The 13,653-nt window shown below is 71.3% G+C and carries 11 protein-coding genes; 3 read left to right on the top strand and 8 right to left on the bottom strand.

From position 1 onward, the window contains the following. Window positions 1-146 precede the first annotated feature (146 nt). On the bottom strand, window positions 147-470 hold the full coding sequence (locus tag ACIBK0_RS33595; protein WP_399088185.1) for a hypothetical protein: 324 nt from the start codon (window positions 468-470) through the stop codon (window positions 147-149). 367 nt (window positions 471-837) lie between these two features. Here ACIBK0_RS33595 and ACIBK0_RS33590 point away from each other — a divergent pair, with 367 nt between their 5' ends. Next, window positions 838-1,962 carry a PLP-dependent cysteine synthase family protein gene (locus ACIBK0_RS33590; protein WP_399088183.1) on the top strand — a complete coding sequence of 375 codons (1,125 nt, stop codon included), beginning with the start codon at window positions 838-840 and terminating at the stop codon, window positions 1,960-1,962. A gap of 57 nt (window positions 1,963-2,019) precedes the next feature. Here the strand turns inward: ACIBK0_RS33590 and ACIBK0_RS33585 are convergent, their stop codons facing one another. Beyond that, window positions 2,020-2,499: an SRPBCC family protein gene (locus tag ACIBK0_RS33585; RefSeq protein ID WP_399088180.1), complete on the bottom strand. Its 480-nt coding sequence runs from the start codon at window positions 2,497-2,499 to the stop codon at window positions 2,020-2,022. Window positions 2,500-2,628: 129 nt separating this feature from the next. Next, window positions 2,629-3,459 (bottom strand): DeoR/GlpR family DNA-binding transcription regulator, encoded by an 831-nt coding sequence (locus ACIBK0_RS33580; protein WP_399088178.1) that lies wholly within the window; start codon window positions 3,457-3,459, stop codon window positions 2,629-2,631. Between the two features lie 281 nt (window positions 3,460-3,740). Between ACIBK0_RS33580 and ACIBK0_RS33575 the strand changes: the two genes are divergently transcribed. Next, window positions 3,741-6,083, top strand: coding sequence for a hypothetical protein (locus ACIBK0_RS33575; protein ID WP_399088176.1), 2,343 nt, complete (start codon window positions 3,741-3,743; stop codon window positions 6,081-6,083). Window positions 6,084-6,150: 67 nt separating this feature from the next. Here the strand turns inward: ACIBK0_RS33575 and ACIBK0_RS33570 are convergent, their stop codons facing one another. The 4 genes from ACIBK0_RS33570 to ACIBK0_RS33555 form a co-directional block, all read right to left on the bottom strand. Next, window positions 6,151-8,583 (bottom strand): right-handed parallel beta-helix repeat-containing protein, encoded by a 2,433-nt coding sequence (locus ACIBK0_RS33570; RefSeq protein WP_399088174.1) that lies wholly within the window; start codon window positions 8,581-8,583, stop codon window positions 6,151-6,153. A gap of 158 nt (window positions 8,584-8,741) precedes the next feature. After that, complete coding sequence (locus ACIBK0_RS33565) at window positions 8,742-9,347, bottom strand: hypothetical protein (protein WP_399088172.1); 606 nt, start codon at window positions 9,345-9,347, stop codon at window positions 8,742-8,744. Between the two features lie 187 nt (window positions 9,348-9,534). Continuing rightward, on the bottom strand, window positions 9,535-10,359 hold the full coding sequence (locus ACIBK0_RS33560) for an MOSC domain-containing protein (RefSeq protein ID WP_399088170.1): 825 nt from the start codon (window positions 10,357-10,359) through the stop codon (window positions 9,535-9,537). A 45-nt stretch (window positions 10,360-10,404) separates the two neighbouring features. Next, window positions 10,405-10,851 (bottom strand): DUF6643 family protein, encoded by a 447-nt coding sequence (locus tag ACIBK0_RS33555; protein WP_399088168.1) that lies wholly within the window; start codon window positions 10,849-10,851, stop codon window positions 10,405-10,407. A 293-nt stretch (window positions 10,852-11,144) separates the two neighbouring features. On the opposite strand from ACIBK0_RS33555, the gene ACIBK0_RS33550 reads away from it, so the two are divergent. Then, on the top strand, window positions 11,145-12,473 hold the full coding sequence (locus tag ACIBK0_RS33550) for a TerD family protein (protein ID WP_399088166.1): 1,329 nt from the start codon (window positions 11,145-11,147) through the stop codon (window positions 12,471-12,473). 4 nt (window positions 12,474-12,477) lie between these two features. Here ACIBK0_RS33550 and ACIBK0_RS33545 read toward each other — a convergent pair whose 3' ends face one another. Next, window positions 12,478-13,653, bottom strand: a complete 1,176-nt coding sequence (locus ACIBK0_RS33545; RefSeq protein ID WP_399088164.1) for a glycosyltransferase — start codon at window positions 13,651-13,653, stop codon at window positions 12,478-12,480.

Raw genomic sequence — 13,653 nt, 5'->3', positions numbered from 1 at the left:
AGAGTGACGTGAGACCAGCGTGACGCAGGGGGTGCGGTCCTGCAACTCGCGGCTCTTTCGCCGCTGCGACCGCGCTTTCGCCGTTCCGCCCCGCCGGCGTGGCGTACGGCTTCGCCGCTTGCGCCCCGCCGCCCGCCGTGCGGGCGTCAGCTGCTGTGTCCCGCCGCCTTGCGTACCGCCTCGATGAACCGGCGCGCCGAGGGTGGCCCCGGTTTACCGGGCGCGGGGTCGTGTTCGCCAAGAGTGAGGGAGTAGCGGGTGCCGTTGACATCCGCCAACGCCCGGTCCTCGTGGGCGAACCAGGGCTTCGACGCGCGCACCGCCTGCACCGGCGCGCTGTCGATCTCGCTGCCGTAACTGGTGAGCAACTGCAGCCTGCCGTCGCTGATCCGGACCTGGCCGGCCCGGGTGAGCGAGCGCAGCCTCTTTCCGATCCGCACGCCCGTGGCCGTGAACTCCGGCTCCGCCATGATGCCCCGCCCCCTTGTGCGCTTCGGCTGTGCTCCGTCTTGATCCCGCGTCGGGCCGTGAGCCAGTGTGCACCCGTTGCGACCACCCTCCCGCGTGATCGCGATGCGGTCGGCCCACGGGACATGTCCCGTGCGGTGCAGTCTGCCCGCAGGCAGCGAGGAACACCAGTGCGCATGACGAGGTGGCGGTCCCGGTGGGAGCACACTCCCGGATGCGCCCCCGGCGCCTCGCCGAGCCGTTCCCCAGGGCTGCCTTTGGGCCGCTCAAAGGAGTGTTTATGCAGGTGAGAAGCGTGTGGAAGGTGTTTATGATCGAAGCGTCCGACCAAGTGAACCGGCGTCGGCGTGATGCGTAAGGAGCCCCGCCGTGAGCACTCCCCAACAGACCCGGACCGGCGAAACCCTCGACGTCGACCACAGCGACGCGGACTACCGGAGCTGGCTCAAGGAAGCCGTCCGCAAGGTCCAGGCCGACGCCAACCGCTCGGCCGACACGCATCTGCTGCGTTTCCCGCTGCCCGAGAAGTGGGGCATCGACCTGTACCTGAAGGACGAGTCGACCCACCCCACCGGCAGCCTCAAGCACCGCCTTGCCCGCTCCCTCTTCCTGTACGGGCTGTGCAATGGCTGGATCCGGCCGGGCCGCCCCGTCATCGAGGCGTCCAGCGGCTCGACGGCCGTCTCCGAGGCCTACTTCGCGGGGCTCATCGGGGTGCCCTTCATCGCGGTCATGCCGCGCACGACGAGCGCCGAGAAGTGCCGCCTGATCGAGTTCCACGGCGGGCAGTGCCACTTCGTGGACGACTCGCGCAAGATGTACGAGGAGTCCGCCGCCCTCGCGGTGGAGACCGGCGGCCACTACATGGACCAGTTCACCTACGCGGAACGGGCCACGGACTGGCGCGGAAACAACAACATCGCCGAATCCATCTTCCGCCAGCTGGAGTTGGAGCGTTTCCCGGAGCCCGCGTGGATCGTCGCCACGGCCGGCACCGGCGGCACCTCGGCGACCCTCGCGCGCTACGTCCACTACATGCAGTACGACACCCGGATCTGCGTCGCCGACCCGGACAACTCCTGTTTCTTCGAGGGCTGGACCACCGGCGATCCGGACGTCACGTGCGACTGCGGCTCGCGCATCGAGGGCATCGGCCGACCGCGCATGGAGCCGAGCTTCGTGCCCGGTGCCATCGACCGGATGATGAAGGTGCCGGACGCGGCGAGTGTCGCCGCCGTACGCGCCCTGGAACAGGCCATCGGCCGCAAGGCGGGCGGCTCCACCGGCACCGGCCTGTGGAGCGCGTTGAAGATCGTCGCCGAGATGGTGGCCCAGGGGCGCACGGGAAGCGTGGTGACGCTGCTCTGCGACCCCGGGGACCGCTATCTCGACAAGTACTACTCGGACACGTGGCTGGCCGAACAGGGCCTGGACATCACGCCGTACACGGGGGCGATCACCTCGCTGCTGGAGACCGGGGTGTGGCCGGACTAGGGTCCTGCCTGTGCCCGGTGCCGGGCGAGCTCATGGCGCCGAAGTCCCGGCCGGGCTTCAGGCCGGGGTCGACGCCAGTCGTCGGTCCAGCGCCGTCACCGCGTCGCGGAAGGCGCGGCCCAGACCTGCCCGACCGAGTGTGAGGGCCGCCCGGAAGAGGGCGGTCCCGTCGGCGGCGAAGGTCCACTGCACCCGCGCGCCCGTCCCGTCGGGCGTGAGCCGCCACTCCTCGACCAGGGCCCGGGCTCCGGGCGCGTTCGTGACGTCCACCCGGTACGCGTACACCTCAAAAGCCCTGGCCACCAGGACTGTTTCCTCGAAACGCGTGCCGCCCCTGAGCCGGACCTCGCGCCCGGCGCCGTCCTGGGTCGGCCGGGCGAGCGCCACGGCTGAGAACCACTCGCTCCAGCCGGACACGTCCTCGGCGAGCGAGCGGAAGACCGCCTCGGGAGGGGCGGTCACCACCCGCGCGAAGACCAGACGCAGCGGAGCGCTCTCGACGAACTCGGCTCCCACCGGACGCAGACGGCGTGCCATGAACGAAACCCCCTTGCGGGAACGGAGTCCCGGGCGGCAGCGGGCGATGACCAGGGCGTGCCCGCGCCACGGGCGGCGCGAGGGGCGTCACCGGCGGCGCGAAGCAGCGTCACCATAGCTGGCGCGCCGTCAGATGTCTGTACCGTCTCCGGGCTCGCCGGCCACCACCAGGCGCCTGAGGTGTTCCGAGATCTCCACGCGTGCCTCGGCCGGCAGTCCGGCGTCAGTGACCAGCGTGTCGACCTGTTCGAGGGTGGCGAACGAACTCAGGCCCACCGTGCCCCACTTGGTGTGGTCCGCGACCACGACGACACGGCGCGCGGACTGCACGAGCCGCCGGTTGGTCTCGGCCTCCGCCAGGTTCGGCGTCGACAGGCCCGCCTCCACCGATATCCCGTGCACGCCGAGGAAGAGCACATCGAAGTGGAGCGCCGCGATGGCCTGATCGGCGACGGGCCCGACGAGGGAGTCGGACGGCGTGCGCACCCCACCGGTCAGGACGACCGTGGCGGCGCCCTGGCGCTGGCCCGAGGTGCGCTGCGCGGAGTGGAACACATCCGCCACGCGCACCGAGTTGGTGACCACGGTCAGGTCCGGGACGTCCAGCAGCTGATGGGCCAGCGCGTACGTCGTCGTACCGCCGGAGAGCGCGATCGCCGAGCCCGGAGCGACCAACTCGGCGGCGGCGCGCGCGATGTCCTCCTTGGCGGTCAGCTCCAGACCCGACTTGGCCTCGAAGCCCGGCTCGTGCGTACTAGCCTCGACCACCGGCACCGCGCCGCCGTGCACCTTCTCCACGGCACCCTGACGGGCGAGGGCGTCGAGGTCGCGGCGGACCGTCATGTCGGAGACGCCGAGCTTCCGGGTCAGTTCGTTCACGCGGACGCCACCGCGGCGGCGCACCTCGTCCAGGATCAGTGCGCGGCGCTGCTCCGCGAGGAGGTTCTGATTCTCACTCACGTCCGCTCCGGTCCCTTCGCCACTGGCTGCCCGACACTCCGTCCGAACCCACTCCCACGTGGACATTCTCCTTGTCCGAGGTCCTGAGGACCCCCCATCCTTGCACGGGTCACCGAGAGTCGTGTCACCGCACCGCACAGACACCGGGCCGCTCCCGCGCCGTCACTGCCACACGTATCGGGGAGATTCCGTGACTACGGGTGTGCACGTCCCTAGGAGTGGAGATCCTTGTGCCTGCACATGACACACGCCACACACGGCACGGGGGAAGTGCAGAAACAGTGGAACATGCCTCGACGGGGGAGCTCGGCAACTCCGCACAGCGGCCCGAAGGGGCCGAGACCGCCCTTGAACTCCTGGTCCACGGGGTCGGCGGGACCACACCGGAGGAGATGCTCAACGATCCACGGACGGTCCGGATCACCGGCGATGCGACGGCGGCCGTCTTCCGGCGCGCCGACGACGCCGACGCCGAGCAGCGTCCCGACGACTACCGGGGCAAACCGGTGCGTGAGGCCTACGTGTGGTGCAACCTCACCTCCGGCAACGGCGCCCGCGCCCTGTGGCTGTTACTCCTGCCCTTCATGGTGGTCAACCTCGCGCACTGGATGCGCCCCACCACCCGCGGCCGGAAACAGACGGTCCGCCTGTACGGCCTGCTCGTCCGCCTCGCCGGACTCACCCTGACCGTGCTGCTCGTCGCTGCCGCCTGTGAGGTCGCCCTCGACCTGACCGCCTGGCAGTGCGCGGGCACGCGCGCGTGCGCCCGGGAGCACTCATGGCTGGGGTTCCTCTCGCCGGAGGTGTCCGGCGGCGGCTGGTGGAGTCAGCCGGGCCGGCGCCTCGCCCTGGCCTGCCTGGTGCCCGCCGCGCTGACCGGCCTCCTGTGGTACCTGTCCCATCGCACCTGGAGCGCGTACGAGTCGCAGCAGCCGATGTCCCGCAGGGCCGAGCCCGACGAGGAGACCGGCCGCACCGGGCTCGGCCGGCCCGGGTTCTGGTACGGGCGCCGCCTGGTGGCCCGGCTGCGGGCGGCGCACACTGCCGCGGGCTTCCTGACGGTCGCCGCGGCGGTCGGCACCTCCGCGGCCCGCTACGACCGTGTGTCCGGCGGCCCCGCCGTACTCGGCACGCTGGGACGGCTCCTGGACGCAACCCTTGTCGTGGGCACAGCCGTTGTGCTGTGGGTGGTGAGCCGCCGTGGCCGTAGCGAGAACCGGCTGGACCAGGAACTGGACCAGACCCTCGTGCGCTGGCTGCCCGTGGGCTCGATCGCCGTGCTCGCCCTGACCCTGGTGTACGCCGGGTGGTCGCGCCCGGACTGGCACTCGACGGGGCGACTGCCCGGCGACATGACGTTCGGCGGCATCGCCCTCGTCCAGGGCCTGCTTGTCATCGTGCTCGGCGTGGTGGCCCGCATCCTGTACCGCACCCGTCCCGACACGCGCACCGCGATGCGCGGCCTCGCCGGTCCCGCCGTCGCAATGCTCGCCTGTGCGCTGGGCGGCGTGATGTCCGGCGGGGTGTCCCAGCGCGTCGCCGACTGGCTGGACGGCACCCGGGACTCGCTCCCGGGCCCGCCCGTCCTGCTGACCTGGCAGGCCTCCGTGATCCCCCCGCTGCTTGTCGTGCTGGCGGCCCTCGTCGGCTGGCTGGCCCGGCGCTCCTGGCAGCTGCGCAACCGGGAGATGCACAACGTGGAGCTCGACTACAAGGGAGAGCCCAAGGACACCGCCCGTACGCGCCGGATCGCGAGCACGCGAGCGATGGCGGCCCTCACCGACCGGGCACCTCGCATGGTCGGCGTCATTTCCTCCGTCACGCTGCTCCTGGGCGCCGGAGCCCTGGCGGGCTCCCTGGCGACCGAGGACCCCCCTGGCGAGGCCGCGCAGGGGGCGTACGCCGTCGTGCAGGGCGCCGCCGAGACCGCGCAGGCGCTCGGGTCCTGGCTGATCGGCTTCGGCTTCATACTGTTCGTCACCTGGGGCCGCCGCGCGTACAAGGACCCCGCCGCCCGTCGCACCATCGGCATCCTCTGGGACGTGGGCACGTTCTGGCCGCGCGCCGCCCACCCCTTCGCGCCTCCCTGCTACGCCGAGCGCGCCGTGCCCGACCTGACCTGGCGCATGGCCACCTGGATCCGTGCCACCGGCGGACGGCTCGTGCTGTCCGGGCACTCCCAGGGCAGTGTCCTCGCGGCCGCCGCGGCCTGGCAGTTGAAGCCGTCGGTACGCAAACGGATCGCACTGCTCACCTATGGCTCACCCCTGGAGCGCCTTTACGGGCGCTGGTTCCCTGCCCACTTCGGCCCGGCCGCTCTCACCTCGCTGCACCGCGAGGTCGCCTGCTGGCGCAATCTGTACCGCCCGACCGACCCCATCGGCGGACCCGTACGGCTGCCCGGCGACTGCGGCCCCCAGGTGGACCGCGAGCCCCTCAAGGATCCGCTCGCCTACGGCCGCACCGAGCGGCAGCCGCTGCCCGCGCCGATCCTCGGCCACTCCGACTACCAGGCGGACCCGGCCTTCGCGGACGAACGGGAACTGCTGCTGGCACGACTGAGGCCGGACGTCCCGGCCCCGCGCGCACAGGACGACGCCGGCGGTGTGCTCGAGAGCAGCTGACCCCTTGTGCGTGCGCCAGGTGGGCTGTCCCGGGGTGCGCCTCGGGACAGCTGCCCGGCGGCGCGTCTCAGGGCAGCTCCGGCAGGTCCTCCGCATAGAGCAGCGTGAGGTCGTCCGTGCTCGGCTCGGGCAGCTGAGCGACCCGTCCCGCGTGCCGCTCGACCATCGCCTCGAAGGTCTGCCGCGCGGTGCGGCCGTTGCCGAACGCGGGCCCCTTCGGGATCGCCGTGAAGTACTTCAGCAGCGCCTCGGCCGCGCCCTGGGCCAGCCGGTACTCGTGCTCCTCGGCCTGCTGCTCCACGATCCGCAGCAGCTCCTCGGGGGCGTAGTCGCTGAAGGTGATGGTCCGTGAGAAACGGGACGCCACACCGGGGTTCACCGAAAGGAACCGCTCCATCTCTGCCGTGTAGCCCGCGACGATGACGACCACCGCCTCCCGGTGGTCCTCCATCAGCTTCACCAGCGTGTCGATGGCCTCGCGCCCGAAATCGCGTCCCGAGTCCTCCGGCGACAACGCGTACGCCTCGTCGATGAACAGCACACCGCCACGCGCCCGGTCGAAGGCCTCCTGCGTGCGGATCGCGGTGGAACCGATGTGCTCGCCGACCAGGTCCACCCGGGACACCTCGACGAGATGGCCTTTCTCGAGGACGCCGAGCGAGGCGAGGATCTCGCCGTACAGCCGGGCGACCGTCGTCTTACCGGTGCCGGGGGAGCCCGTGAAGACCAGATGGCGCCGGACGGAAGCCGCCTTGAGGCCCGCCTGCTGGCGGCGGCGGCCCACCTCGATCATGTCGGTGAGGGCTCGCACCTCGCGTTTGACGCTCTCCAGGCCCACCAACGCGTCGAGTTCCCCGAGGACGGCCTTCGACGTGCGCGTCGGCTGCACCGGCTCCGTGGCGGCGACGAGGGGCTCCTGCTCGGTGGTGCGCTGACCCGGGATCGCACCCAGCAGGCTGGGCGACGGGCTCGACGTCTGCACGGCGGTCTCGTGCGCAGGGGAACGCAGTCCGGCGCTCTCGTCGCTCGTGCAGTCCTCGACGACCGGACCGCCGCTCGAGCCCTGCGCGCCGCCGTCGGCGAACTCGTAACCCCCGCGCGCACACCGCTCCGTACGGCACTTCTTCAGCGTCGCTCGACAGCCGTCGATCACATGGAAGCCGTAGCCCCCGCTGTCGTTCACCCGGCAGTTGAGAAAGCTGCCGCGGCCACCGGCCGACACGTAGAAGCCCGCCTCGGCCGGTGAAGTGACCGTGCAGCGCTCGATGGTGGGATCGGCGCCCTTGGTGACGATCACGCCGGTCTGCGTGCCGTCCACGGTGCAACCGGACAGGGTGCCGCCGCTGCCGTGGTCACGGAACCAGGCGCCGGTCGCGGCGTCCCGGATGCGACAGTCGTCCAGCTGCGCGGTCGCCCCGTCGCTCACCGAGACGGCCGTGTTGCGCACCTGGGAGAGATCGCTGTCGACGACGTCCGCGCGTGAACCGCGGTCGAGGACGAACAGGGCGTCCGGGACGTCGTGCACGCGGCAGGAATCGAGTACCGCGGTCGCCCCGTCGCTGACCCACACCGCGGGGTAGTCGCCGGTGCTGTCGAAGATCTCGCACTGGTTGGCGTCCACGCGCGTGCCGGGGTCCCAGACCGACAGACCGTTGCGCCCGAACTGCCTTACGCTCGTGCGCGTCAGCGTGAGCACCGAGCGCGAGCGCAGATCGACCGCGTTCTCCGGGATGTCGTGGATACGGCAGTCGGCGAGCGTGAGCACCGCGTCGGTGTCGAGCGTGACGCCGTCGGCCGTCGTACGGTGCACATCGCAGTCGGTGAGATGAGCCGTGGCCCGACCGGTGATCTGCACCCCGGAGCCCTTGACCTCGTACACCTCGCAGCCGACCGCCTCCAGCGACGAACCCTCCCCGGTCGCCGAGAGCCCCGCGCCGGAGGTGTGGTGCACCCGGCAGCGCTCCAGGCGCGGATGGGCGCCCCCGCGGACCGCGACGCCGGACTGACCGGCCGCGACGACCTCGCAGTCCTCGAACACCCCACCGCCGCCATCGAGTACGGCGATGCCGATGCCGGCCGGGTTGTCGACGGTGCAACGGCGCACGGTCGGCCGGGCGCCGCCGCGCACCTCGATCCCGGCCGCGGACCGCGTGACGATCCGCACGTCCAGCAGCTCCGCAGTGCCCTCCTCGATGAGCAGCGCTGGCGCCGCCGAGTCCTGGCCCTCCACGTGCAGGTCCTGGACCACGACCGAGGCGCGCACGGTCAGCGGCACCCCGTCCACCGGCGCGATACGCACGGAGCCGGGGGACCCCTCGGGGCCGCGCAGCGTCACCGCGCGCTGTACCACCAGGTTCTCCCGGTAGGTGCCGGGGGCGACGGTGAGCACATCGCCGTCTGCTGCGGCCTCCAGGGCGGCGGCCAGCGATGCGTACTCTCCCGTGCGGCGCCGCCACCGCGAGGTGCCGGTGTGCGTCACCTGGACCGTGCCCTGTGCCATGGCGCTGTTGTGCCCCCACCTCGTCGTACGCGGGTCTTGCGAGGCCGTACTGAAAGCCCGTCGGGATCAAGGACAGCCTCTCACGGCGGTGCCGAACACTTCGGCCGGTCCACCGTAGCGTGCGCGGGGACGCCGGGTTGACCGGAGCGGGAAGGCCGTCAACTGCCGGTGCCGGTCCTGCCCCAGTCGGGACCCGCCCTGTCCCAGGCCTGGTCCCAACGGGCGTACCGACGACGGATCATGCGCCAGACGATCAGCCGCCTGCCGCCCTCGACGAGCCCCGCGGACATCAGGGCTGCGCCGAATCCGGCCAGCACGGCGTGGGTCGTCGCGGTGGCGCTGTCCAGCGGGCGGCCGACTATTCGGCCGTGCAGGTCGGTCCAGATCGTGAAGTGATCCCCGTGGTGCGGTGACTTGAGGGCGGCTATCACCGTGCCGTGCCGCGCGGCGCCGTCCGGTGCCCTCCAGTCGGCGAGCACGCGGCTCTGGGCGTCCCGTGCGGAGGAGGTCTCGGGGTCCGGATCCAGCGGTCCGCGGGACAGCTTCCTGACGACGGTGGCCGCCACCTCGTGGCGGCTTTGCCGCTGGTCCCGCACGGACTGCTGCAACGCGTCCTGGGCCGCGGACCCGACGAGGGAGCCGATGACGGGAGCGGCGACGAGGACGAGCAGCACGGCCGCCAGGGCCAGCCAGGCCTCGACCAGATCGGTCGTGCGGCGCAGCGGATTGTGCCGCCAGCGCCAGAGTCCGCTGATAGCTCGCACCGTCCCGCACCCCCTTCCGCGTCCGTGATAACCCGCAGCGGAGCCGTTCACGCGAGAGGCCGGGGAAGAGAGAGCGAAATCACCCTTCCCCTGGACCTCTCATGAACTTCTCACGAAGTGTCAACGCTCGTGCCCGGGGCCCGGGTTCCCTCTCGGCGCGCACATTCACACATCTCGATCGCGCGGGCTATTCGAGGACGGTGACCGGGTCGCCGACGCGCACTGTGCCGGGTGACTCGGGCACCAGATTCTGCCCGAAGACCAACTGGCCGCCGAAGCGGCGGTGGCGCCCGAGGGTGCGCAGGGGCTCCTTGCCGCGCTCGGCGGTTGTCTGGTCGGTGGTGGTCACGACGCAGCGGCCGCACATCTTGGTGACGCGGAAGACGACCTCGCCGATGGCGATCCGGGACCAGTCGTCCTCGGCCCACGGGGCCGTGCCGGACACGACCGCGTTCGGCCGGAAACGGTTCATCGGGAGCGGACCCTCATGGGGATGGTCGCCCTGCGCGATCAAGGAGTTGAGGGCCCGCAGCGAGGCGAGTGTGGTGACGAGCAGCGGATAGCCGTCGGCGAAGCTGACGGTCTCGCCCGGACGCGCGAAGTCCGGGTCGACGGGCCGACGCGTGGCGGGATCGTCCATGTGGACGAGGCGTACCTCGGCGCCCAGATAGTCGCTGCACCAGTCGTGCGCGACGGTGCCGGCGAGGACGGCTTCCACCTTTTCCCCGAAGATGTCGAGCGTCGTCGTGCCGATCGGCTCGGGCACGGGCACGCTCAGCGGCTCACGGCCCGGTGCGGACAGCCGTATGCCGCCGCCGGGCAGCAGCTCGGCGGCGGCCACGGCCAGACGTGGCTGCTGGCGTTGCGTGACGACCTTTCCCCCGTCGTCGATCAGTACCCAGCGTCGGTCTCCGGCCAGCCCCCAGGGCTCCACGACGGCCTCCCGGGGCGACTGGCCCCGGAACGCCTTGACCGGATAAACATGGATCGAGTCCAGCTCCGCGTTCCCCATGACCGCCATGGTGCCAGCAGGCACCGACAATCCGGCGCGAATTACTCAGTAGCCGCGGTACTGCTGGCTGTTGTACGGGTCCTGGTACGGAGCCGGAGCCGGAGCGGGACGGGGCGCCGCGGGGCGCATCGCCTCGTAGCCCGTGCCGGCCCCCATCGGACGCTGCTGCTGCGGCTGTGCGCCCGGATATCCGCGCGGTCCCGCAGCCTGTTGAGGGATGTACGGCGCGGGGGCCTGCTGCAGCGGCGCGGGCTGCTGGGCCTGCGGGTAGCCGTACGAGGGAGCCTGGTGTGAGGGCCCGGCCGGGAGGGCCGGAAGTGCCGACGGGAGCGCGGGCAGATGGCTGCCCGTGTCGTAGGCGGCGGGAACCCGGATCGGAGCGATCTGGGGAGTGCCCCGTTCGGCGACGAGAGAGTCGTAGATCGGGGTGTCAGGAAAGAAGGACGGCGCGGAGTAGTAACCGCCGCCATAGGTGGAGCGGGGGGAGGTCATGGCACATAAGTTAAGCCCACGATGTGCTGGTTGGGGAGACCGATAAGAGGGTTGTTTTCCGTGTCGGCAGTGACGCGGGATCCCCAATGCGAGCGAACTCGGCAAAAAAGGACGCCAAACAGCGCTCGGATCGTGTAAAGGCCGAGTTCATGGTGGGTTACCGGCGGTTGACCACGGGTCTTCCTGTCCGGGTCATGGGAGTTCGGCGGGCCGAAGGATTAGGTTTGGCGGCAACGGAGCCGGCGGTCCGCCCGAGGTGCGGCCAGGCGCGGAGACACGTGATGGGGGCGTACATGTCAATGCCTAAGGGATCGAATGTTCCCGTGCCGACGACCGCACTGCGCGTCGAATTGGGCTGGCGTTCGGGACCGGGGGTGCCCGACGCGGATGCCTCGGCGCTGCTGCTGGTGTCCAGAAAGGTTCGCTCGGACGGCGACTTCGTCTTCTACAACCAGCCGGCGCACTCCTCCGGTGCCGTGCGGCACGAGGGCAAGCGGGACGCGGGCGGTCAGGTGACCGACGCGCTGCTCGTCGACCTCGCGCGCGTGGAGCCCGCCATCGAGACCGTGGTGCTGGCCGCCTCCGCGGACGGCGGCACCTTCGGGCGGGTTCCTGGGCTGTACATCCGGGTGCTCGACGCGCAGAAGGGCACGGAGGTCGCTCGCTTCGACAGCGCCGACGCGACCGTAGAGACCGCCTTCGTGCTCGGCGAGTTCTACCGGCGCCAGGGCGCCTGGAAGTTCCGCGCCGTCGGGCAGGGCTACAGCAGCGGACTCGAAGGGCTGGCCACGGACTACGGGATAACGGTGGACGAACCGCAGCACGCGGCGCCGCCCGCCGCCGTACCACCCGCGCCCGGCAGCCGTGTGCAGGGTCCGCCCCCGCCCGTCGCGCCGCCCGTGACCATGCCGCCCCCGGTCGCGCCGCCCGTGACCATGCCGCCGCCCCCGATGGCTCCGCCGCCCGCGGCTCCTACCGCTCCGGTCCGCCTCTCCAAGGTGACGCTCACCAAGGAGGCTCCCTCGGTCTCGCTCACCAAACAGGGCGGCACCTCGGGCACGATGCGTGTGAATCTCAACTGGCAGGTGCGCAAGCAGTTCTCCGGCTGGGGCAGCAAGCGGGGCCGGGCCGTCGCGATGCACGCGGACCTCGACCTCGATCTGTGCGCCCTGTACGAGCTGTCCGACGGCCGCAAGGGGGTCGTCCAGGCACTCGGCAACGCTTTCGGGGCGCTGCACCAGCCGCCGTACATCCATCTCGACGGTGACGACCGCACCGGCGCCGTGGCCAGTGGCGAGAACCTGTCCATCAACCTCGACCACAAACAGAGCTTCCGGCGCATTCTCATCTTTGTGACCATCTACGAAGGAGCGCGTTCCTTCGCCGACCTGCACGCGACGGTCACCCTCCAGCCACTGGGCGGCGCGCCGGTCGACTTCTCTCTCGACGAGTGCACGGTGCCCTCGACCGTCTGTGCCCTCGCCCTCATCACCAACAACGGCGGCGACCTGGTCGTCCAGCGCGAGGCCCGCTACCTCGTCCCCGAGCGCCGCGTGAGCCCGCAGCGCACCGTCGACTACGCCTACGGGTGGGGCATGAACTGGACCCCCGGCAGGAAGTGAGCGATCAGCTCTCGTCGAGGGCGGTGTCGGGGCGCGCGTAGGTGCGGCCCTTCCAGGCCGCGCCGCGCCCCCTGTAGTGCTGCACCGCCGAATCGACTGTCATGAGGAGGTACAAGAACGCGGTGACCGGCAGCAGCGGGGCCGGCCACAGTGGCTGCCGGTAGTAGCGGAGCATCGGCAGATACGTGGCCGTCATCAGCACCCACGCGAGCCCTCCGGCGGTCGCCGCCCAGACGTTCCCCGCGGCAAGGCCCACCGCGAGAGCGACCGGCGGAGCCAGGTACACCACGGTCAGGCCGGCGACCGTGCCGGCGAGCAGCAGCGGGTTGTGCCGCAGCTGGGCGTACGCGCTGCGCGAGACCATCCGCCACAGATCGTGGAGCCGTGGATACGGCCGCACGCTGTCCACCCGCTCGGCGAGCCCCAGCCAGATGTGGCCGCCGCCGCGCTTGACCGCCCGGGCGAGCGCCACGTCGTCGATCACGGCATGCCGGATCGCGTCCGGGATCCGCGCCCGCTCGGCGGCGTCGGTACGGAGCAGGACGCAGCCGCCCGCCGCGGCCGCCGTCCGCGAGCCCTGCACCGCGATCCACCGGAAGGGATAGAGCTGTGCGAAGAAGTAGACGAAGGCCGGCACGACGAGCCGCTCCCACACGCTCTCCACGCGCAGCCGGGCCATCTGGGAGACGAGGTCGAAGCCACCGGTGCGCGCGGCCGCCACCAACTCCCGCAGGCTGTCGGCGTCATGGGCGATGTCCGCGTCCGTCAGCAGCAGATATTCGGGTCCACGCGCGCGTGCCAGCCCGATTCCGTGGCGTACGGCCCAGAGCTTGCCCGTCCAGCCCGCGGGCGGCTCCCCGGGCGAGTCGACGGTGAGCGGCAGGCCGCCGTGGGTGCGAGCGAGCTCACGGGCCAGTTCCCCGGTGCCGTCCGAACTTCCGTCGTCGACGAGGAAGACCTCGGCCCGCCCCGGATAGTCCTGTGCCAGGAGCGACGGCAGGCTCGCGGGCAGAACGGCGGCCTCGTCCCGTGCCGGTACGACGACGCAGACGGACGGCCAGTCGTCCGGATCCCGACGCGGTGGCAGCCGCACATCCGTACGCCAGAAGAAGCCCTGGCCGAGCAGCAGCCACAGCCAAGCGGCCAGTGATCCCACAGCGGTCCACACAATGGCGCTCAC

It is taken from the genome of Streptomyces sp. NPDC050564, from assembly GCF_044457265.1.
GTDB lineage: Bacteria > Actinomycetota > Actinomycetes > Streptomycetales > Streptomycetaceae > Streptomyces.
This window is presented reverse-complemented; position numbering and strand designations above follow the sequence as displayed.

Coding starts and splice junctions, on each gene's coding strand:
- ACIBK0_RS33595 (WP_399088185.1), bottom strand. CDS start 470: ATGGCGGAGCCGGAGTTCACGGCCACGGGCGTGCGGATCGGAAAGAGG.
- ACIBK0_RS33585 (WP_399088180.1), bottom strand. CDS start 2,499: ATGGCACGCCGTCTGCGTCCGGTGGGAGCCGAGTTCGTCGAGAGCGCT.
- ACIBK0_RS33570 (WP_399088174.1), bottom strand. CDS start 8,583: ATGGCACAGGGCACGGTCCAGGTGACGCACACCGGCACCTCGCGGTGG.
- ACIBK0_RS33560 (WP_399088170.1), bottom strand. CDS start 10,359: ATGGGGAACGCGGAGCTGGACTCGATCCATGTTTATCCGGTCAAGGCG.
- ACIBK0_RS33555 (WP_399088168.1), bottom strand. CDS start 10,851: ATGACCTCCCCCCGCTCCACCTATGGCGGCGGTTACTACTCCGCGCCG.
- ACIBK0_RS33550 (WP_399088166.1), top strand. CDS start 11,145: ATGTCAATGCCTAAGGGATCGAATGTTCCCGTGCCGACGACCGCACTG.